At 44.5% G+C, this 19396-nt stretch carries 21 protein-coding genes; 7 read left to right on the top strand and 14 right to left on the bottom strand.

Annotated features, from left to right (window positions below; genetic code table 11):
• Window positions 1-7 precede the first annotated feature (7 nt).
• The 6 genes from msrB to ABFW99_RS03970 all read right to left on the bottom strand — a co-directional run bounded on the left by msrB (window position 8) and on the right by ABFW99_RS03970 (window position 6272).
• A complete protein-coding gene (gene msrB / locus ABFW99_RS03945; RefSeq protein WP_349354640.1) occupies window positions 8-457 on the bottom strand; it encodes a peptide-methionine (R)-S-oxide reductase MsrB in 450 nt (149 codons plus the stop codon).
• Window positions 458-474: 17 nt separating this feature from the next.
• The gene (locus ABFW99_RS03950) at window positions 475-1365 is read right to left on the bottom strand and encodes an N-acetylmuramoyl-L-alanine amidase-like domain-containing protein (protein WP_349354641.1); all 891 of its coding nucleotides are present in this window, start codon (window positions 1363-1365) and stop codon (window positions 475-477) included.
• A 341-nt stretch (window positions 1366-1706) separates the two neighbouring features.
• Entirely contained in the window at window positions 1707-3056 is a 1350-nt protein-coding gene (gene glmM / locus ABFW99_RS03955) for a phosphoglucosamine mutase (RefSeq protein ID WP_349354642.1), read from the bottom strand.
• 6 nt (window positions 3057-3062) lie between these two features.
• Entirely contained in the window at window positions 3063-5066 is a 2004-nt protein-coding gene (locus ABFW99_RS03960) for a tetratricopeptide repeat protein (protein ID WP_349354643.1), read from the bottom strand.
• A 2-nt stretch (window positions 5067-5068) separates the two neighbouring features.
• Window positions 5069-5614, bottom strand: coding sequence for a cob(I)yrinic acid a,c-diamide adenosyltransferase (locus tag ABFW99_RS03965; RefSeq protein ID WP_349354644.1), 546 nt, complete (start codon window positions 5612-5614; stop codon window positions 5069-5071).
• 43 nt (window positions 5615-5657) lie between these two features.
• The gene (locus tag ABFW99_RS03970; protein ID WP_349354645.1) at window positions 5658-6272 is read right to left on the bottom strand and encodes an IMPACT family protein; all 615 of its coding nucleotides are present in this window, start codon (window positions 6270-6272) and stop codon (window positions 5658-5660) included.
• 295 nt (window positions 6273-6567) lie between these two features.
• Here ABFW99_RS03970 and ABFW99_RS03975 point away from each other — a divergent pair, with 295 nt between their 5' ends.
• The 3 genes from ABFW99_RS03975 (at window position 6568) to ABFW99_RS03985 (ending at window position 10118) form a co-directional block, all read left to right on the top strand.
• The gene (locus tag ABFW99_RS03975; protein WP_349354646.1) at window positions 6568-7275 is read left to right on the top strand and encodes a succinate dehydrogenase cytochrome b subunit; all 708 of its coding nucleotides are present in this window, start codon (window positions 6568-6570) and stop codon (window positions 7273-7275) included.
• Window positions 7276-7308: 33 nt separating this feature from the next.
• Window positions 7309-9231: a fumarate reductase/succinate dehydrogenase flavoprotein subunit gene (locus ABFW99_RS03980; protein ID WP_349354647.1), complete on the top strand. Its 1923-nt coding sequence runs from the start codon at window positions 7309-7311 to the stop codon at window positions 9229-9231.
• A 128-nt stretch (window positions 9232-9359) separates the two neighbouring features.
• On the top strand, window positions 9360-10118 hold the full coding sequence (locus tag ABFW99_RS03985) for a succinate dehydrogenase/fumarate reductase iron-sulfur subunit (protein ID WP_349354648.1): 759 nt from the start codon (window positions 9360-9362) through the stop codon (window positions 10116-10118).
• A 64-nt stretch (window positions 10119-10182) separates the two neighbouring features.
• Here the strand turns inward: ABFW99_RS03985 and ABFW99_RS03990 are convergent, their stop codons facing one another.
• Window positions 10183-11328, bottom strand: a complete 1146-nt coding sequence (locus ABFW99_RS03990) for an aminotransferase class V-fold PLP-dependent enzyme (RefSeq protein ID WP_349354649.1) — start codon at window positions 11326-11328, stop codon at window positions 10183-10185.
• Window positions 11329-11406: 78 nt separating this feature from the next.
• On the opposite strand from ABFW99_RS03990, the gene ABFW99_RS03995 reads away from it, so the two are divergent.
• Window positions 11407-11883, top strand: coding sequence for a GNAT family N-acetyltransferase (locus ABFW99_RS03995; RefSeq protein ID WP_349354650.1), 477 nt, complete (start codon window positions 11407-11409; stop codon window positions 11881-11883).
• A gap of 91 nt (window positions 11884-11974) precedes the next feature.
• Complete coding sequence (locus ABFW99_RS04000) at window positions 11975-12517, top strand: fasciclin domain-containing protein (RefSeq protein WP_349354651.1); 543 nt, start codon at window positions 11975-11977, stop codon at window positions 12515-12517.
• 71 nt (window positions 12518-12588) lie between these two features.
• Here the strand turns inward: ABFW99_RS04000 and ABFW99_RS04005 are convergent, their stop codons facing one another.
• From ABFW99_RS04005 to ABFW99_RS04015, 3 genes are all read right to left on the bottom strand, one after another.
• The gene (locus ABFW99_RS04005; RefSeq protein ID WP_349354652.1) at window positions 12589-12828 is read right to left on the bottom strand and encodes a DUF1059 domain-containing protein; all 240 of its coding nucleotides are present in this window, start codon (window positions 12826-12828) and stop codon (window positions 12589-12591) included.
• Window positions 12829-12847: 19 nt separating this feature from the next.
• Window positions 12848-13318, bottom strand: coding sequence for a hypothetical protein (locus ABFW99_RS04010; protein ID WP_349354653.1), 471 nt, complete (start codon window positions 13316-13318; stop codon window positions 12848-12850).
• A gap of 61 nt (window positions 13319-13379) precedes the next feature.
• Window positions 13380-14336: an endo alpha-1,4 polygalactosaminidase gene (locus tag ABFW99_RS04015; RefSeq protein WP_349354654.1), complete on the bottom strand. Its 957-nt coding sequence runs from the start codon at window positions 14334-14336 to the stop codon at window positions 13380-13382.
• A 48-nt stretch (window positions 14337-14384) separates the two neighbouring features.
• Between ABFW99_RS04015 and ABFW99_RS04020 the strand changes: the two genes are divergently transcribed.
• Window positions 14385-16316, top strand: a complete 1932-nt coding sequence (locus ABFW99_RS04020) for a RecQ family ATP-dependent DNA helicase (RefSeq protein ID WP_349354655.1) — start codon at window positions 14385-14387, stop codon at window positions 16314-16316.
• A 21-nt stretch (window positions 16317-16337) separates the two neighbouring features.
• On the opposite strand, the gene ABFW99_RS04025 is transcribed toward ABFW99_RS04020, so the two are convergent.
• The 3 genes from ABFW99_RS04025 to ABFW99_RS04035 all read right to left on the bottom strand — a co-directional run bounded on the left by ABFW99_RS04025 (window position 16338) and on the right by ABFW99_RS04035 (window position 17943).
• Complete coding sequence (locus ABFW99_RS04025) at window positions 16338-16682, bottom strand: four helix bundle protein (protein WP_349354656.1); 345 nt, start codon at window positions 16680-16682, stop codon at window positions 16338-16340.
• A 141-nt stretch (window positions 16683-16823) separates the two neighbouring features.
• Window positions 16824-17213, bottom strand: coding sequence for a DUF4296 domain-containing protein (locus ABFW99_RS04030; RefSeq protein ID WP_349354657.1), 390 nt, complete (start codon window positions 17211-17213; stop codon window positions 16824-16826).
• Between the two features lie 10 nt (window positions 17214-17223).
• A complete protein-coding gene (locus ABFW99_RS04035; RefSeq protein ID WP_349354658.1) occupies window positions 17224-17943 on the bottom strand; it encodes an SDR family oxidoreductase in 720 nt (239 codons plus the stop codon).
• 52 nt (window positions 17944-17995) lie between these two features.
• On the opposite strand from ABFW99_RS04035, the gene ABFW99_RS04040 reads away from it, so the two are divergent.
• Window positions 17996-18757, top strand: a complete 762-nt coding sequence (locus ABFW99_RS04040; protein ID WP_349354659.1) for a type III pantothenate kinase — start codon at window positions 17996-17998, stop codon at window positions 18755-18757.
• A 15-nt stretch (window positions 18758-18772) separates the two neighbouring features.
• On the opposite strand, the gene udk is transcribed toward ABFW99_RS04040, so the two are convergent.
• The gene (gene udk, locus ABFW99_RS04045) at window positions 18773-19396 is read right to left on the bottom strand and encodes a uridine kinase (protein ID WP_349354660.1); all 624 of its coding nucleotides are present in this window, start codon (window positions 19394-19396) and stop codon (window positions 18773-18775) included.

Here is a 19396-nt window from a genome sequence, read left to right on the forward strand (position 1 = left end):
CCTTTAATTAAGCCTCTTCTACAAGTTCCAGGCTAACTGCATTCATACAGTACCTCAATCCGCTGGGTTCAGGTCCGTCCGGAAAAACGTGCCCCAGATGAGCATCACACACATTGCAAAGAGCCTCGATCCGTACCATACCGTGTGAGGTATCCATTTCATATTTCACGGCATTTTCTTCTACGGGTTGGGTAAAAGAAGGCCAGCCCGAGCCGCTTTCAAATTTAGAAGTCCCGTCAAAAAGTTCGGTTCCGCAGCAAACGCAGGCATATAAGCCGGGATCAAACCGATAGCACATGTCGCTGGAGCCGGGACGTTCCGTTCCTTTCAACCGGGTGATAGAGAATTGTTCATCCGTGAGTTCCTGTTTCCATTCTTCCTCGGTCTTCTCAACTCTGCGGCTTGGATCGGGATTGCCATTTTTTGCAAAATCTTTAAGGTCTTTCCAGGTAAGCATTCTTGAGATTGTTTAAATCAATTTAAATTATCTACCGGACGTGCAATCATGATTCCGGTGTTTTTTGAATTTGGTTTGAGGAAGGAACTCAGTGGCTCATCAGAAACTTCAACCTTCAGGTTCGATTGGGATGCATGCATCAGGTGCAGTTTGCCATTTACTTCTACCAGAACACCAACGTGAGCTACATCCAGGCCTTCTATGCTGGTTGTAAGCCCTATGATGTCTCCCTCACGTAACAGATGCATTTTCTCATCAATTTGTTCCTTGGGGATGTAGAAATAATCTTTACCGGAGATTTCCTTCTCCTGCTCAGCAACAACAGAAATGAAAGCAGGGTTTCGTTGAAGGTGTTTGTAACTGTCCGGGTGGGTTGACATGAAATTGACTTCCACATCCAGTGGCGCTCCAAAACTGTCGGCGGGAGTAGTTACCAGGTTGTTGGCAGCGTTGTTATAAATCCAGTCGCTGAAATAGTGTAGACGGGTAGGATAATCACCTTTTTTACCATCACGATACCGGATTTTTTCAAGTTCATGTGTGTATTGTTTGAAGGTAGCCTGATTAGATTTTAACGTTCGTGCCAGGGCCAACAGGTGCTCCGCATAGGTAGTACAGTCCAAATCCCTCAAATTGACAATCAGCTTTTCTTCATCGGTTACTTCCAGGGCAAAAGCGACATACTCATTCCCCAAAAAATACCGCCCGATATCCGGGATCAGCTTATGGATAGGCTGATCTTTTTTGGGCTCAAATTTCCGGATGATATCCGAAAAGATGGCTACGTCCTGCTGCGTATAAACGACATCATCAGGTAGCTCTTGCTCTAAAGTATCGGTATTCTGCGCAAAAGCATGGCTGCTTAAAGCCACCATAAATACTACGAGGAAAGTCAGGTTAGTTTTCACAACGGTTGTTTTTAAATTCGCTATTCTCACTAATAGTAAGAATTAATTTGGTAACAGATTATTGTGTTTTGTCAGATTCAGTCTTCTCAAGCAGCTTATCTACTCCTATACCAGATACTTCTTCTTTCTCGAGAATCAGGCTGGCGACTTTATCTCATGCTTCCCGGTTTTCTATTTCTTTTCTCTATGCTGTTCCTTTTTTTCTTCAGATAAACCAGGTGTTGTATGTACACCATTTAGAACAATGAAAGAGACCGATTTGGTTTCTCCAAACTAAAACAGCCTCGATTTATCCGAACCGGGTAATTAAATATTATTTTATAAACTGCAGGGGCAGACTATCACTTCAGTAAATCAAAGATTTTATCGGCAAAAGCCTTGGCCGCTTCCGGTGATTTTCCTTCAGAATAAATCCGGATAATGGGTTCGGTATTGGATTTTCTAAGATGAACCCAGCCTTCTGCAAAGTCTATCTTAACGCCATCAACCATGTTGGGCTCAAGGCTTGAGAAGTGTTCCTTCACCATTTCGAGTACTTCATCGGCATCTTTGCCCAGCTCATCCAGCTGGATTTTATTCTTACTCATAAAGTAATCAGGCAGTGTTGCTCTGTAATCGGAGGAGCTCATGTCTTTCTCGGTAAGCAGCTGCAACACCATCGCAATGCCAACCAAAGCGTCCCGACCGTAATGCAGATCGGGGCAAATCACCCCGCCATTTCCTTCACCGCCAATCACAGCTTCCTGTTCCTGCATCACTTTAACTACGTTAATTTCGCCTACTGCAGACCGATAGCAGGTTTGGTCGTACTCACGCGCAACATCATCAGAGACCCGGGAAGAGGATAAGTTAGTGGCGCAAGGACCGGCTTTTTTGCTCAAAATAAAATCGAACGCCGCTGCTTGAGTGTATTCTTCCCCAAAAAGCTTCCCGTTGTTATCTACCAGTGCCAGCCGGTCGGCATCGGGATCGGTTACAACTCCTAAATCAGCCTTCTTCTCTTTTACCAACTCACAAATTTCGGTGAGATGCTCAGGTAAAGGCTCCGGGTTGTGAGGGAACAACCCATTGGGAGTACAATGGATTTTATGCACTGTTTTTACCCCGATTCTTTCCAATAAACGCGGGATGGCTTCTGAACCTGCGCCGTTCACGGCATCCACTGCAACCGAGAAATTTCTGGCAGCGATTTTATCTGCATGGATGTATGGAAGGTCCAATATCTTATCGATGTGATGATCCAGCAAATCCTTATCTTCCCGTATAACACCGATTTTGTCGTAAGGCTGATATTCAAACTGCTCACTCTCCGAAATGCGAATCACCTCATGGCCCTGATCGGCATCCAGGAATTCACTTTTGTTGTTCAATAATTTGAGGGCATTCCACTGAGCCGGGTTATGACTGGCAGAAATAATGATTCCACCGGCAGCCTTGTGTTTCAGAACTCCCATCGCAACGGTGGGAGTAGGTACCACGCCTACCTTAATGACATCACAACCAACGGATGCCAGGGTGGCTGCGATGATGTCTTCACAAATCTTTCCGGTAACGCGGGAATCCCGACCCAAAACTACCGTTCCTCCTTTCAGCCAGGTTCCGTAGGCGGCTGTAAATCGGGTTAAATTTTGAGGGGTAAGGTCGGTTCCAAATATGCCCCGAATGCCCGAGACGGATATCATTAATGCCATGATGAATTAGTTTCTTCTTGAGTTTATAATTCTTTCGAGTTGCTGTTTCCATTGCTGAATGCCCGGATAATTGGGGTTCAGCTCGATAACGCGGTTCGCAATTTCCAGCGCTTTTTCAAATTCACGATTGGTCCCATAGGCTCCGGAAAGATTATACAACATCTGCGGGTCTTTAGGGTTGATTTGCCGGGATTCTTCCAGAAAACGGATCGCTTCTTCCGCATTGCCTTTGTTCAGTTCGATAGACCCTAGCATCTTAGTGGTGAATGCCTCACGCGGAGCCAATTCGTATGCTTTTCTTAAATATGGTTCTGCGTCCGTAAAATTATTTTGATTAATTAGCATCCGCGCAGCATAAACATAAGGAGAGTCGTTCCAGGGCTGATTTCTAATCAAGCCTTTATATTCCAGCAGGGCTTTGTCGGTCATTCCCTGATTCTTGTAATAATTACCCAGCTCTACTTTAGCCGCATCCCAGCGGATATTCTTGTGTACCACACCAAAAGCGAGGCTGTCAACGATTCCCTCGGGGTCATAACTGAATTGATAAGGATTATCGGTTCCGTCAATCACAAAAGGAAACCCTTGTTTCAAAGTACGCAACCGGTGGTGAACAATCCTATTGTCGAAATCAGAGATATACATCTCATCATAATAGGAGCCGGGATTCAGATTATCCGCAGAGGTTATGCCTTGATCTGTTAAATCACCAAGCAGAGATTCGGCAAAACTTCTGCCCATTAAAAAATATCCCTCCTGATTGGGGTGAAGGTGTTCCAGCATCAGGTTATTTCCGATGATGCCATCCGGTGAGGCATCTTCAAAAGCATCATGGACCGGAACCAATGTTGTACTGGGATAAGAGTCAGGAAGTGAGTTAATGATTTTATTGATATCAGAGGGAGCTCGGAATTTCAGTCCGTCCAGATCTTTGGCATATTCAAATTGCTCTTTAGCAGATGCGGTATCGCCGTTCTGATATAATGATTGAGCAGTACCATAAATTTCGTCCGCAGGCGGATTTTGATCCTCATCAATAGACACAAAAGGCGGCTGGTCTTTAACATTGCTGGCTATGGTTGAGAGGTAAACCGGTACATCCGCATCGGCAAATCTTTGAATGATCGCTTTCATGTTACTCCGAAACTGAATCATAGCCAGTTCATATTCGGGTCCGTTCAGTTCTATGGATTGATCGCTGATAATGCGCTCCATCAGAGTACCCGTTGCAGGCTGCTCGTTGCTGAGGGCGGAGGCGAGCCATTGTCCGGAATTCACAATCATCTCCCGCAGCAGCATGAAAGTTTTGAAACGCTGAAGTTTTAAGAAAAACCGAACAAACCCCGGAAAAGCCCCCAGGTTTTCGTTGGAACCAACACCAAGAGCACCGTAAAATTCATTATGTCCGGCATAAATCATGATGGCATCCGGTTGCTGTTCCAGAATCTCATCCACCTGATCGAAAAGGGTGTAGGTGCTGATGGCCGAGGTTGCAACGTTCACCACTTCCACCTTGCGGTCGGGCATGGCGTCGGAAAGCATATCACTTACGACCCGGGAATAGGTACCGTTATAACCATAAGGATATCCTGCTGCACTGGAACCACCCATGGCAAAAACCCGAAAGCCATTTTCCGGTTTTTCCTGTAAAAACACATCAGAAGAAGGGTTGGGAATGGTTTTGGTGTAGAAGAAGTAGCGGGCAGCAAAGTTTGGGTTGGGCATATAGTATTCACCCTGCGGAATATTCGGATCGATGAACAATTCCGTATTTCCCATATAATCGACCCCGCGTAAAACCACCTCTAAAACCACAAAAAACAGAACAGGGATAGATAGGGTAATAGCATAGAAAGCGGCCTTCTTTTTAAACGGAAGGGGCTCGCTTATTTCATCGATATAGGCCTGTACGTCTTTCTTATCCTGATTCAGTTTTTCAGCAATTTCGGCAGCACTTTTCTTTTCGTGATGCTTGCGGATGTACGCTTTGGCCTTATTGGTCAGGGACATACTTATCGGGCTGGAATCCAGGTTTTTTCTTCCGTTCCGGCTTCTTTGTTTTCAAACCGAGCCAGTACAAAAAGAAAATCAGAGAGGCGATTAATATACATGATGGCCACTTCTGAAATTTCTTCTTCATGCCGGCACTCTACTGTAATACGTTCAGCCCGTCTGCAAACCGTGCGGGCAAAATGTAAGGCAGCTCCGGCCTCGGCGCCACCCGGTAAAATGAAATTCTTGAGAGGTTCTAAGGTTTCCTCCATTTCATCAATGGCTTTTTCCAGAAATTCGACTTCCGAATGACCGATACGTTCAATGCGCACTTCTTTGGATTGCGGGGTTGCAAGGTCAGCTCCCAATACAAAAAGCTGCTGCTGAACGGTTTTAATAAGTTCAGCACCCTTCTCAGATAAACCGTGAGCCGCTGCCATTCCTAAAATGGAGTTCAGTTCATCCACGGTACCGTAGGCATCGATACGCTTGGAGCTTTTGGAAACACGCTGCCCGCCAAACAAGGAAGTATTTCCGCTATCGCCTTTCTTGGTATATATTTTCATAACATCCTTTTTTTAGAAAATAGGGGTTTGAAGCGTAAGTTTCTTAACCGGGAATGAAATGTTCCCCCAGTTTTTGAGAAGTAATATTCAGGTGTTCCATTCCGGATAGCTCTTTCTCGAATCCGGGCGCTGTTTTTATGGGACAAGCAACTTTTAGTATGACCTTTTCCAGGTACTCCGATTCCATTATTTTTAAGTCATAATTGTTAATCAACTGTTGAATGGTGTTTTCTTCAGGGTAGTGATATTGAACTTCAAAAAGCCGGACCGGTTTAATAGAAACTAAAGAGGCCTTTTCGAGGCATTGCTTAGCTGCAAGCCCGTAAGCTTCAATTAAACCGGACTTGCCCAGCTTAGTGCCACCATAATATCTAACCACTACAATACCCGCATTTACAACCTCGAACGATCTAAGCTGATTCAGTATAGGAAGCCCGGCCGTACCTGAAGGCTCACCATCATCGGTGCTGAATTCTTTGGGTTGAGCCGGATTTAATCGCCAGCCGTAGCAATGATGGGTGGCATCAGGGTATTTTGATTTGAGCTTTTCCAGTTCAACCGCAAATGAGTCTTCAGAATCCGCCGGAAATAAAAAGCCCAGGAACTTAGAGCCGCGCTCACGAAAACTGCTTTCGGTAAAATTATTTATACTAAACATATTCTGGATTTATAATGCAGCCAAAGGTAGCAGGAGAAAGAACGAAAGTCATATTTCTAAATAGAAACCTGAGCCGGCCGATTCATGGTTGTGCAAACAAATGGGCGTAATGGAATTAGAAGAATGCATCAGCATTCAGGGTTTATTTAGAAGTAATCTGCCTTGTTATTCAGACTGGAAAAAGCGATTTTCACGGCGCAGTTAAGCTTTGTTGAAGTTTCACTAAAAATTGAAACTAAGCTCAGTTAGCCACTGTTTTATTAGCACAAATTGAAATTATTTAAGACGCAATTACATGCCTTCTCTTATTAAAGCACTGAATTCTCAGGTGGGCCGAAAAATCATGACCGGTATTACGGGTATCGGACTCATGTTGTTTTTGATCGGTCACCTTGTCGGTAACCTCACCATTTTCGGAGAGTCTCAAGCATTCAACGTTTACACTTACACACTGGAAAGTTTAGGTCCTCTTCTTTACGTAATTGAAGCCGGCCTGGCATTCTTTTTTCTTTACCATGCAATTTTAGGTATTTCGATTTGGCTTCAGCGCAGAAAAGCCCGTCCCGAGGGATATGCGAAATATCAAACCAAAGGAGGGCCAAGTCATCAATCACTGGCTTCCCGAAGCATGATCTGGACAGGAATTATCATTTTAGTGTTTCTGGTATTTCATATCTGGCATTTTAAATTTGGTCCGACCGAAACCATTGCACTGGAATCGGTGGGTGCAACAGAAGCTCGTGATTTAAGAGCATTGGTAATTGCTGAATTTCAGAAACCACTGGTGGCATTTGGTTATATAGCAGTGCTTGCACTGGTTATTCTCCACCTTTCTCACGGTGCCTGGAGTGCTTTCACCTCACTGGGAATGAAACACGGTGAAACTTCCAAGAAAGTTCAGCTTGGGGCTTACATCTTTGCCATCGTGCTAATGCTGGGCTTCATTTTTATCCCGCTGTACATTTTTCTGACTGGCGGACAAGGATCACTCATCGCATACTAAAGAGATTAAGTTTAAGACTATAGATTTAGGATTATGAAATTAGATTCAAAAGTACCCGGCGGACCGTTACAAGAGAAGTGGGATAAGCACATCAAGGATATCAAGTTGGTGGCTCCCAATAACAAGCGGAAGTATGAAATTATTGTAGTAGGAACCGGATTGGCCGGTGGGGCAGCCGCAGCCAGTTTTGCTGAGCTTGGCTACAACGTAAGAAGCTTCTGTATTCAGGATTCGGCCCGGCGCGCCCACAGTATCGCGGCTCAGGGTGGAATTAATGCTGCCAAAAACTATCCGAATGATGGCGATAGCATCTGGCGGCTTTTTTATGATACCATCAAAGGCGGTGACTATCGTTCACGCGAATCTAATGTGTACCGCCTTGCCCAGGTGTCGAATGAAATTATTGACCAGGCCGTAGCACAGGGGGTTCCTTTTGCACGGGAATACGGAGGTAACCTGGCCAACCGTTCGTTCGGTGGAGCTCAGGTATCCCGGACATTTTATGCTCGTGGCCAAACAGGACAGCAGCTTTTGCTGGGGGCCTACCAAGCGATGATGCGTCAGGTTCACAACGGAAACATCAAATACCATCCACGCCACGAAATGCTGGATGTGGTTGTGATTGACGGACAGGCTCGCGGAATCATTACCCGTGATTTGGTTTCCGGTGAACTAAACAGGTATGAAGCCGATGCTGTTGTGCTTGCTACCGGTGGCTATGGAAACGTATTCTATCTTTCAACAAACGCAAAAAATTCAAACGTAACCGCCGCATGGAGAGCTCACAAAAAAGGAGCTGCTTTTGCGAATCCATGTTACGTTCAGGTTCATCCAACATGTATTCCGGTTTCCGGCGACTATCAGTCAAAATTGACTCTTATGAGTGAAAGTCTCAGAAATGACGGTCGCGTTTGGGTACCGAAGAAGAAGGGGGATGACCGACATCCTAATGACATTCCTGAAGACGAGCGATATTACTATCTCGAAGAGCGCTACCCAAGTTTTGGTAACCTGGTTCCGCGTGATGTGGCCTCTCGTAATGCCAAGATGGTTTGTGATGACGGACTAGGTGTGGGAGAAACAGGCCTGGCTGTGTACCTCGATTTTCGTGATGCCATTAAGCGAGACGGACGAGATACCATCGAATCCAAGTATGGAAATCTGTTTGAAATGTATGAAAACATCGCAGGCGAGAATCCATATGAGCGTCCCATGAGAATTTATCCTGCTGTGCATTACACCATGGGGGGGCTTTGGGTTGATTACAACCTACAGACTTCCATCCCGGGGCTTTACGCAGCCGGTGAGGCTAATTTCTCTGATCACGGCGCGAACCGCCTTGGAGCAAGTGCACTGATGCAGGGACTTTCGGACGGATATTTTGTACTGCCTTATACCATTGGTGATTACCTGGCCAAACAAGAGCCTGGCAAACGCTATGGTACTGATCATGAAGCCTTTGTTGAAGCAGAAAACTCAGCACAGGCCCAAATTGATAAACTTCTGAATATTGATGGTAACCGAACCATCGTAGATTTCCATCGCACGTTGGGTAAAATCGTTTGGGACAAGATCGGAATTGCCCGGAATGAAGAAGGCTTGAAATCGGCCATCGAAGAAATTCGCGAACTCCGGGAAGAATTCTGGAAAAACGTGAAAGTGCCGGGTGAGAAAAATAATTACAACAAGTATCTGGAATTTGCCGGCCGCGTTGCCGACTTCTTTGAGTTGGCAGAATTGATGGCACAAGATGCCCTCGACCGGGAAGAGTCTGCCGGTTGCCATCTTCGCGAAGAATATCAAACCGAAGAAGGGGAAGCCCTGCGTAATGACGAAGAGTATTCTTACGTAGCTGCCTGGGAATACAAAGGCCTGAATGGCAAACTGGAAGAAACCCTACACAAAGAAAATCTTGAATTTGAATTCGTTGAGCTAAAACAACGCAGTTATAAATAGAGCCACTAAATCACGAAAACACAAAATTTAATGTTAAACCGGAAGAGCAATAACATGATTCAACGTATGATTTCTTACAGATTATACCCTTCGTGTTTTAGAGCTTTTGTGGCAAAAATTATTGCACTATGAGTAAAGAAATGACCATTCATCTTAAATACTGGAAGCAGAACGGCCCGAATGCACAGGGACATTTTGAAGAGTACACGCTCGACAATGTCAATGAGCATATGTCTTTCCTGGAAATGCTTGACGTGCTTAACGAAGAGCTGATGCTGAAAGGCGAAGAGCCCGTTGAATTTGATTACGACTGCCGGGAAGGGATTTGCGGATCCTGTAACCTGGTAATCGACGGCCGTGCACACGGACCTAAACAACGGGTTGCTGCCTGTCAGCTGCACATGCGTAATTACAGCGATGGCGATCATATCACAATTGAGCCACCAAGAGCTGCTTCTTTCCCAGTTATTAAGGATTTAGTTGTGGATCGTAGTGCTTTTGACCGAATTATTGAAGCCGGAGGTTACGTATCTGTGAAAACAGGTTCTGCTGCTGAGGCCAATGCCATTCCGGTTGAGAAGGAAAAAGCAGATGCGGCTTTTGACTATGCCACCTGTATTGGTTGCGGAGCGTGTGTAGCAGCTTGCCCGAATGCTTCTGCATCCCTATTTACCGGCGCTAAAATTGCACATCTCAACAAATTGCCGCAGGGCGAAGTTGAGCGTAAAAACCGAGTTGTTGCTATGGTTGACCAAATGAAAGAGGAAGGCTTTGGCGACTGCTCCAACTATGCAGAATGTGAAGCTGTTTGTCCGGTAGGAATCTCCATTTCAGCGATCGCCGAAATGCGCCGCGATTACATGAAAGCTGTGATGAGTGGGGATTAATTAGTTATTTAGTTCAATCCACTATGTAATTAAAAGCCGGCTACAAATGCCGGCTTTTTTTATGTCAGTATGTTAGTGCATGAACAAGCTTATCAAATTCTTCAGATGTATTGTACACATTTGGCGAAACCCGAATAGAATCTCCCCGAAAGGAAACCAGGATGTTTTGCTCTTCAAAAGCAGATTTAATCTGATCCATTTCATGTGATTCGCCCAACCGAATTCCAAACAAGTGAGAAGCTCTGTACTCCTGATCTTCAATTCTATATCCGGCTGCTTTCAGCTTCTCGACAGGACCTGCAATCAAATTCCGGCAATACTGCTGGATGTTCTCCGCGCCCCATTCATTCAGCTGCTGAACCGCTTTAAGCATCATCGGAACCAGGATGAAGTTACTGTGCTCACCTACTTCATATCGTAAAGCACCCGGTTGATATTGATCGTTGTAATTAACCAAGTTTGCAAAATTTTCGCTCTCGTAGCGATTGATCCAGTTTTCTTCTACCGGTTTCCCTTCATCCAGTGCAGGACCATAATAGGCAAGCCCGATAGAATAGGGCCCCATCAGCCATTTATACCCGGCGCAGACCAGGGCATCAGGTTGAATTTCAGAAACATCAAAAGGCAGTGCACCTACCGATTGCGTTCCATCTATGGCCAGCCAGGCTCCTGCTTCACGGGTTTTGTTACGGATCATTTTCAAGTCGAACAGTGTGCCATCGGCCCAATGAATATTTCCCATAGCTACCAGTTTGGTTCGATCGTTGATAGCATTTAGTACCTTTTCATTCCAGTTTTTGCTTCGATTTTCATGCTCTTTGGGAGGAGTGATGGTAATAATTTCGCCGCCTTTCTCCTGAACCACCGACCGCCATGGATAAACATTACTCGGAAATTGTTCACCCACAAGTATGATATTATCGCCTTGAGAAATCTCTACGTTATTAGCCACATTGGCCATACCATAGGAAACGGAAGGTATAACCACAATGCGTTTAGGATCATTGGCATTAATTAGTTTGGCATATTCTTCCCTAAGCTGTTCCGTTTCACCAAAAAACTCATCCGGTGAAATTTTAAACGGGTTGCGCTTTCGCTGAACACCCCAAACTCCGGCCTCTTCTACCGACTTCAGCTGTGGCGACATATACGCACAGTTAAGATAGGTGACAGATTCATCGAGCTGGAAGTGAGATTTTTTGCAGTCCATAAATAGCTATTACAATTAGTTTGATTTAGGTTACAGAACGTCGAAATTTCAGCTGTTAATTACCAAACTTTTTTATTGATGAATATCAGGCATGCTAAAAAAGAAGATCTTCCGGCAGTTCTCGTTATGAACGAAGCCTCTGTACCTCATGTAACCAGTGAGGAGCTTTCGGAGATGGAGTATTACCTGAACAAGGCAAATCCATTTCTTATTGTAGAAGAAAAGGAAGAGCTGGCAGGATTTATGATTGTGCTTCAAAAAGGGCTGGATTATGAAAGCCTGAACTATAAGTTTTTCTGTACTAATTATGACAATTTCGATTATGTGGATCGCATCGTTATCTCAGAAAAATTCAGAGGGAGAAATTTAGGTACAGCTCTGTATCAATATCTTGCCGACAACTCTGGGCAAAAGTATATAACCTGTGAAGTGAATCTTGAACCTCCGAATCCAAACTCATTGGGATTTCATAAAGCGTTGGGGTTCAGTAAAGTAGCAGAGCAAGTAACCGAGGGTGGAGAAAAAAGGGTGGCTCTGATGGTTAAAAGGTTGTAAAAGAGAAAATTTCTTTCTTTCAATTTGGAATGAAAGTTCTTGTTATGGGTTTATGAAGCTGACTATTCAATCATAAAAAACCTAAAATACTATGAAACTAATGAAGAGAGTACCCGGAGTTATTGCACTAATTTTTGCAGTGCTCCTATCAACAAATATAAAGGCACAGGACAGTGACATCGTTGATCTTGCTGTTGCCACCGATGAACTTTCAACCCTTGTTACAGCTGTACAAGCTGCCGGGTTGGTAGAGACGCTTAAAAGTGACGGACCTTTCACTGTTTTTGCTCCGACGAATGCAGCATTCGATGCCCTGCCGGAAGGTGTACTTGATATGCTATTGAAGCCGGAAAACAAAGATAAGTTGACGGCCGTACTTACCTATCATGTAGTACCTGCAGAAGTAATGTCTGGCGACCTGGAAGACGGAATGATGGCCGGAACCGTACAGGGAAGTAAAGCTAAAATTACCCTTATGAATGGCAAAGCCATGGTTGACGGAGCCACAGTAATGATGGCTGATGTGGATGCCAGTAATGGGGTTGTTCATGTTATTGACCAGGTAATTTTACCACCAAGCATAAAAGAGGCACTGGCTTCTGCTGAAAAAGAAAAGAAAGACAAAGACTGGTAAGTTAGAAATCAGGCAGAACCATCCGGGCCGGAGTCGAGAGACGACGGCCTTTTTTATTGGCAGGCAATTAGTCAGGCTTTATCAGGGAGAGCTTCAAATTCCTTCCGTTTATTTTCCATCCACTGCTGCATAGCTTCGGGATCATTCATCATTTCAGACATCTCTTGCATAGCCTGGAGGTGAGCAACATCACCTTTCTTATACATCTCGCTCCCATGTTGCCGACTTTGTTCGGCAATTTCTTCAAAGGTTTCTGCGGTGAATTCCTGGTCGCAGGCTCCACCCAATTGTTTGCAGGTCATGGTTTTCATAAATAAAAAGAGTTAGAAGTTATTCCCGGGGACTTAAACTTTCACGGGTTTCTCTGAGCCTGTCAGCCAGTTCTTTAATCTGGGCCGGTGGTTGGCCGTATTCGAAAGTAACTTTCTTTACAAAACCGGGACTTTGAATTTCCACCCATTCGGCTCCTCCATCGGCACAATCGGGACAGCCAATTACTTTAGGTAATGCATTTAAAGCCTCCTGATCAACCAGCGACTCAATTTCTACCCATTCCTGAGGTGTTACAGCTCTTTTACTTTCCACTTTCAATTCAGAAAGGCCACCTTCCCCCTTGTATTCCCGTACTCTTAATACCGCCTGGGATTCGTTAACAGACATTTCCTGGTAACAAGGTCCGGTACACATATTAAATGAAGAACCGGATTTAATGGTATAGTTCGACTCGATGATATCCCCCTGGGAGCATCCGGTGATGATCATGAATGCCATAAAAAGTATTGCTGGAATGAAGTTCTTCATAATAGTTGATTATTCGTACTGATTAAATAGGCTGATCTGTAATTATTTTTAAATAAAAGACTTATTCAAAAAACTCAAACCCGTCAATAATGTCAAGGTAAACGCCGTCAAAACCGGCATCCAGAATTTTTTGGAGGTAAGAATCTTCATTTCCATAGATAACGGATTTCCATTCAGGATGCCAATACATCACCTTGTAGTTTCCTTCCCAGTTCGGGTTTTCCTGAACAAGCCACTCCGGGTTACCGGTGCCCCATTCTTCCTGCCAGTAGTATCGATAGTCTTCGGCTTCCCCGATGCTCATATAACTAATCACCATTCGCTCACCGCCATTTTTCTTCTGCCTGAGCTGTTCCACCTCACCGGAAGTGAACATTCGGTTTCCATAGAAAGCATCCATCACGATGATGTCATAATTTGTGTTTTGTACAGATTTGATGAAATCTGCCCTGGAATCAAATTCTGATTTATTCAACAAATACAGAAAATTCCTAGCTTCTGACAAATCGGAAATTTGCTCTTCATTTACTCCGGGTAATGGGCTTGGCTGGCCCGGGATTTTGGTTAAGTCCCTATCAGGAGCCGCAAAGGAAAGATATCCTAATGCTGAATTCTGATTATAGGAATTGTTTACCTTGAAAGAGGTGGAACAGTAGTCGGTTACCAGGATGGTTTTCCCTGCTTCCTTACCGATGTTGAGCAGCTTTAACAGCTGATTGGTTTCGGTAGCCGGTGTAGGCTGATCATCATTACTGTACCCGAAAAAAAGACTTTCCTGGGCCAGGCCATCCACAGCGTTGAGGTAATCAGTGGCAACATTTCCGTTTTTTAGTAGGAGGGGATGCCCGTTCTGGGGGATAACCGCAAAGCTTGGATCTTGATTTTTGGCGTACTCAGAAATTTCCTGAACAAAACTTCGCATCTCTTCCCGATAATCAATACTGTCGTTGTTGAAAACAACACCGCAGGAAAACAAGGTGGAAATAATTAAAAAGAGGAATAGAAATTTTGTTCGCATTGGTTTGTATTTTGAAGTAAAACAGAGAAAAAATCTAACAGGCTAAAATTGCAGGATTATTTTCAGAAAGCAGAATTAAATTTAAAAAAAATTTGGGGGTTTGATGGATTCCGTCCCGGTCAGGATGAGGTAGTCCGCTCTGTTTTTGATGGGAAAGATACCCTGGTACTTTTCCCAACCGGTGGCGGTAAATCGCTTTGTTATCAGGTTCCGGCTACAGTTTTTGAAGGTATGACGCTGGTAATATCACCCCTTGTAGCCCTGATGCAAGACCAGGTTCAACAGCTGAAAGCCAAAGGAATCTCGGCCACATTCATAAACAGCACGATCCCTTCTTACGAAGTCGAACAACGATTGGTGAATGCCCGAAATGGTATGTACAAACTGTTGTATTGTGCCCCTGAGCGGCTGAAAACCAGCCTTTGGGAGGCCGAAATGCCACGGTTAAATATCGATCTGGTGGCCATTGATGAAGCACATTGTATTAGTGAATGGGGGCATGATTTTCGACCCAGTTACCGGGATATAAGAGAATCGCTGGAATCCATTGCGGATCGAACCCGTTGGATTGCCCTTACGGCAACAGCCACGCCCGAGGTTCAAAAAGACATTGTGGATTCAATGGGATTTGAAGATGCTAACGTCATTTCCCGGGGTTTCTCTCGGCCTAATTTAAAATGGTGGGTAGTTAATGCTCCCAATAAGAAACAGAAACTGGATGAGTCGGTAAAAAAAGGGGCACAAAAGGGCGATGGACTGATTTACGGAGGAACCCGCAAGAACTGCGAGATACTGGCTGAGCGGTTTTCACGCATGGGAATAAAATCGGAAGCCTATCATGCGGGGGTAGACTCGGAAGAACGCAAAGCCATTCAGCAGCGGTGGATTTCGGGGCAGACGCCATTGGTAGCTGCCACCAATGCATTCGGGATGGGTATCGATAAACCTGATTGCCGGTATGTGATTCATGAAGAGATGCCGTATTCGTTGGAGGCTTACTACCAGGAAGCGGGTCGGGCAGGCCGGGATGGGGAAGAAAGCTTTCCCATTTTGCTCTACAGAGAATCGGACTACCACAAAGCCGACGATCGCATAGATCAGGGTTACCCGACTTTGGATGAATTAAATCATGTCTATCAGGTTTTATGCGATAGTTTTCACCTGGCGGTAGGCTCGCAAATGGAAGAGTCTATGTCGTTTGATATTGAGCAGATTAAAAAGAGAGGCAAGCTTAAATACGGAAAAGCACGTGCGGCCATGCGACTGCTGGATCAGTTTGATGTGATTGCCATGCAGGAAGAAGTGAAGCCGGCGGTAAGCGTGCAGTTCACCCTTAGTCCAAATGCGATGAAGACTTTCCGGGAAAAGTGTAAAAACGACGAGAAGGCTGAATTCACGGATAAACTGGAGCGAATGTTCGGGAGTTTGGCTTTCAAAGAGATGGTACAGCTGGATGAAGAATATGTACTTGATAAACTTGGCATCCGCAGAAATGCCCTTGTAAAAGGATTAAATGTACTGATGCAGAATGATCAGGTGCTGGTTTTTGAGATGCACAAGCAACGAAGCCTGGTCAAAGTGCTGGAAGCCCGTTCCAAGAACTTACCATTGACGAAGAAAGAGGTGGAGTCGCACCGCAACAACCTGTTCCGAAAGCTTGAGCATATGCATGGATATATTTTAACAGACCAGTGCCGGGAAGTATATCTGCGAAATTACTTCGGCGATACCGATGCCGAACCCTGCGGACATTGTGACAATTGTCTGAAAACGGTGGCTTCAGAAGAAGTAAGCCCAACTGATGAGGAGATTAAAGCTGTTTATGATGAACTTGAATCGGAGGAGCGGACTGTTTCTCAACTTTGCAGTTCAACCGGCCAGAATAAACGAAAAGTGCAGCAAACCCTTCAGTTTTTAATTCGTGAAGACAAAGTGACTACGGTGCCCTCTAAGCCGGGCTATTATTGTAGGTTAGGATAGGTTTTAGGTGTTAGGGGTGGGTTATTTCTTTAATAAGGTGTGAAGCATTTTTTGGATTTCGGTATTGTGATTTATAGCTGAGTCAAGCTTTTGCTCATTCATAATTTGATTTTCTTTCAACAGGAGTAATTGGGTTTCAAGCTCAAAACTGGAGCCAAGTGAGATTCTCAGAAACCGTTTAAAGTCTTTTCTGCTTTCTCTGCTGCATGCTTCTGCAATATTGGAGGGAACCGAAATGGAAGATCTTATAATTTGATCCCTATAGGTATATCGTTCGGTTTTTGGCAGTTCTTTTATAATGGCATGTACAATAGAAGTCATCTCCATGCTTCTCTGCCAAACGATAAGCTTTTTAAAATTTTTCATAGATATACTCTTTTGGCTTTGTTCACCAGTAAGAGCTCTGAAAACCCAATTCCTTACAAATTTAAATGAATTATTACCTCGACAAGAAGCCCTTGCCATCCCACCCCTAACACCTAAAACCTAAAACCTAACACCTAAAACCTATCCCCCCGTCGAATCTCTCCTTGCTGTCTTCACTGAATCAATATGCGCCTGAATATACTGCTCTTCATTTTCCAGCTGACGGACTACTTCCTGTACCCTAATTAATTGGCGCTCTACCTGCTTTTGGTAAAATGTATGAGAGCGTAGAAATTGCTCCTCGGTTATTCCAAACTTACCGTACACCAATGCTTTGAGCGAATCAGCGTTTATGCTGTCAGGTTGAGCATCTCTATAAGTAGAAATATGCTGCATCTCAATCAGGAGGTCGATGTAGTTTTGTTCACTGATCAGGTCGTCAGGCTTTGGGACTTCATCCGGGCCCATACATCCATACCCCGCTAACACTGCGAGGATGAGAACAACGACTTGTATCGAAAGCGTTTTCATGTATCGTTTCCTAATTAGTAGGATCTTTGGGGTTCAGAGGACGCATGGTAATTTCATTGATCAGGAAATTGTCGTCTGTTTCGAGCAGAAACTTCACCGTGCTTGAGATGTCGGTTGTTTTCATCATGTTTGGGTGGTTGTCGATGCCGTCTATTTTATCAAACAGATCGGTGTCGATAGAGCCGGGGAAAACACAGGTAACTTTAATCCCATCATACCGAAGTTCCTTAAATAATGCTTCACTGAAACCTCGTACGCCGAATTTGCTTGCGTTGTATCCGGAGATGGTTGGATTCCCTAACAGTCCTGCAATCGATGAAATATTGATGATATGACAGGTGTTTTCGTTGTCCTTCATTAAGGGCACAATAAGCCGTGTGAGATAAAAAATCCCGTTCAGGTTCACATTAATCATCGTATGCCACTCGCTCATGGAAAGGTCATCGACATTAGCTGAGTACATCACACCGGCATTATTGATGAGGATATCCGGCAGGTGATTTAAATCGAAAGTATCATCCACCCATTCTTCCAAAGCATCGGCATCGGTGATATCCATTTTTACGGGATGAAACTTATCGCCGAGTGATTTTTGAAGGTTCTTTAACTTATCGAGGCTGCGCGCAAGTCCATACACTTCCACTCCGTTTTCGACAAGCATTTTACTGAATTCGGCTCCAATGCCGCTGCTGGCTCCGGTCACGATGGCGATTTTTGAATCAAGGTTCATTGTAAAAATGGTATTTTGTTTACATTCAATGGTTTAAAAGTACTACAAAAAGATGAGCAAAATCGATTCCAATTCATCAAAAAAAGCCCTGTACCTTGATGCAGGAAATTCTTCCATCAAGGGAGCATATAAGAATGGGGTAAGCTGGGAGACCATTCACACCAAAGAAAAATATACGGCTTCAGAACTGGTGCAGTGGATCGATGATCATCCGGAATCTTTTTCTCAAATTGTATTGGCTAGTGTTCGGAAAGATGTTCAGGATGCAATCCGTCATCAGTTGAGTCATGTAGAGCTCATAGAATTAGGGGCGGAGGACATCCCCCGCGAATTACTTGACTATGAAACTGTGGAGACTCTCGGTGTAGACAGATTTTTAGCGTGTTATGGAGCTACCAATCAAACAAATGGATCGGTTGTGGTTATTGATGCTGGAACTGCGCTAACTATCGACTTCATGGATCAGGATAGTGTTTATCATGGCGGCTTGATTGCTCCCGGCTTATCTTCATTCACCGGGATTTTACCGCAAAAAGCCCCAGCCCTACCGAGTGTAGAATTAGAAATTCCCGAAACCTGGCCGGGTAAAAGTACCATCGACTCACTGAAATGGGGACAAGCCGGATTCTATAAAATGGCGATGGAAGGAGTTCTTCAGCAATATGAAGAGGCGTTCGGTGAATTTGAATTATTCATCACCGGGGGAGATGCACGAAAAATTGAAAATCTTCTGGAAAGAGAGTGTAAAGTGAGGCCTTTTTTGGTTTTTGATGGGATGCAAAGGTTAGAACACCGATCAAGGAACATCAAATAGCGAACAAAGAACGGTTTAGGCGTTCATCTTGCCCCGGATGAGGGCCGAGACCATTTCCAAAGCTACTTTGTTTTTCCCGCCGCGGGGGATGATCACATCAGCGTAGCGTTTGCTGGGTTCAACAAATTCAAGATGCATGGGGCGGACAAATTTTTCGTATTGGGTAAGTACACCGTCAACCGATCGTCCCCGTTCCTGAATATCCCGTTTCAGCCGCCGAAGCAGACGCACGTCATCATCGGTATCCACAAAGATTTTTACGTCCATCAGGTTCAATAAGTCAGGTTCAGAGAAAATGAGTATTCCATCAATCAGGATTACTTTTGAAGGAGTAGCTGTGATGGTTTCATCCTTGCGGGTGTGCTTCTCAAAATCATAAACCGGAACTTCCACCGGATAGCCTTCCATCAGTGCTTTGATATGGCGTATCATGAGCTCGGTTTCGAGAGAGGCGGGATGATCAAAGTTCTGCTTCACACGTTCTTCAAAAGGCAGGTGGTTGAGTTCGCGGTAGTAGGAGTCGTGCTCAAGCCGCAGAATATTATCTTTGGCAAATTCCTTGCAAATATAATTGATAACTGTTGTTTTTCCTGAACCGCTTCCTCCGGCAACGCCAATAACTAAAGGCTTGGTGGACAT

The sequence above is a fragment of the Gracilimonas sp. BCB1 genome, from assembly GCF_040117685.2.
Classification (GTDB): Bacteria; Bacteroidota; Rhodothermia; order Balneolales; family Balneolaceae; genus Gracilimonas.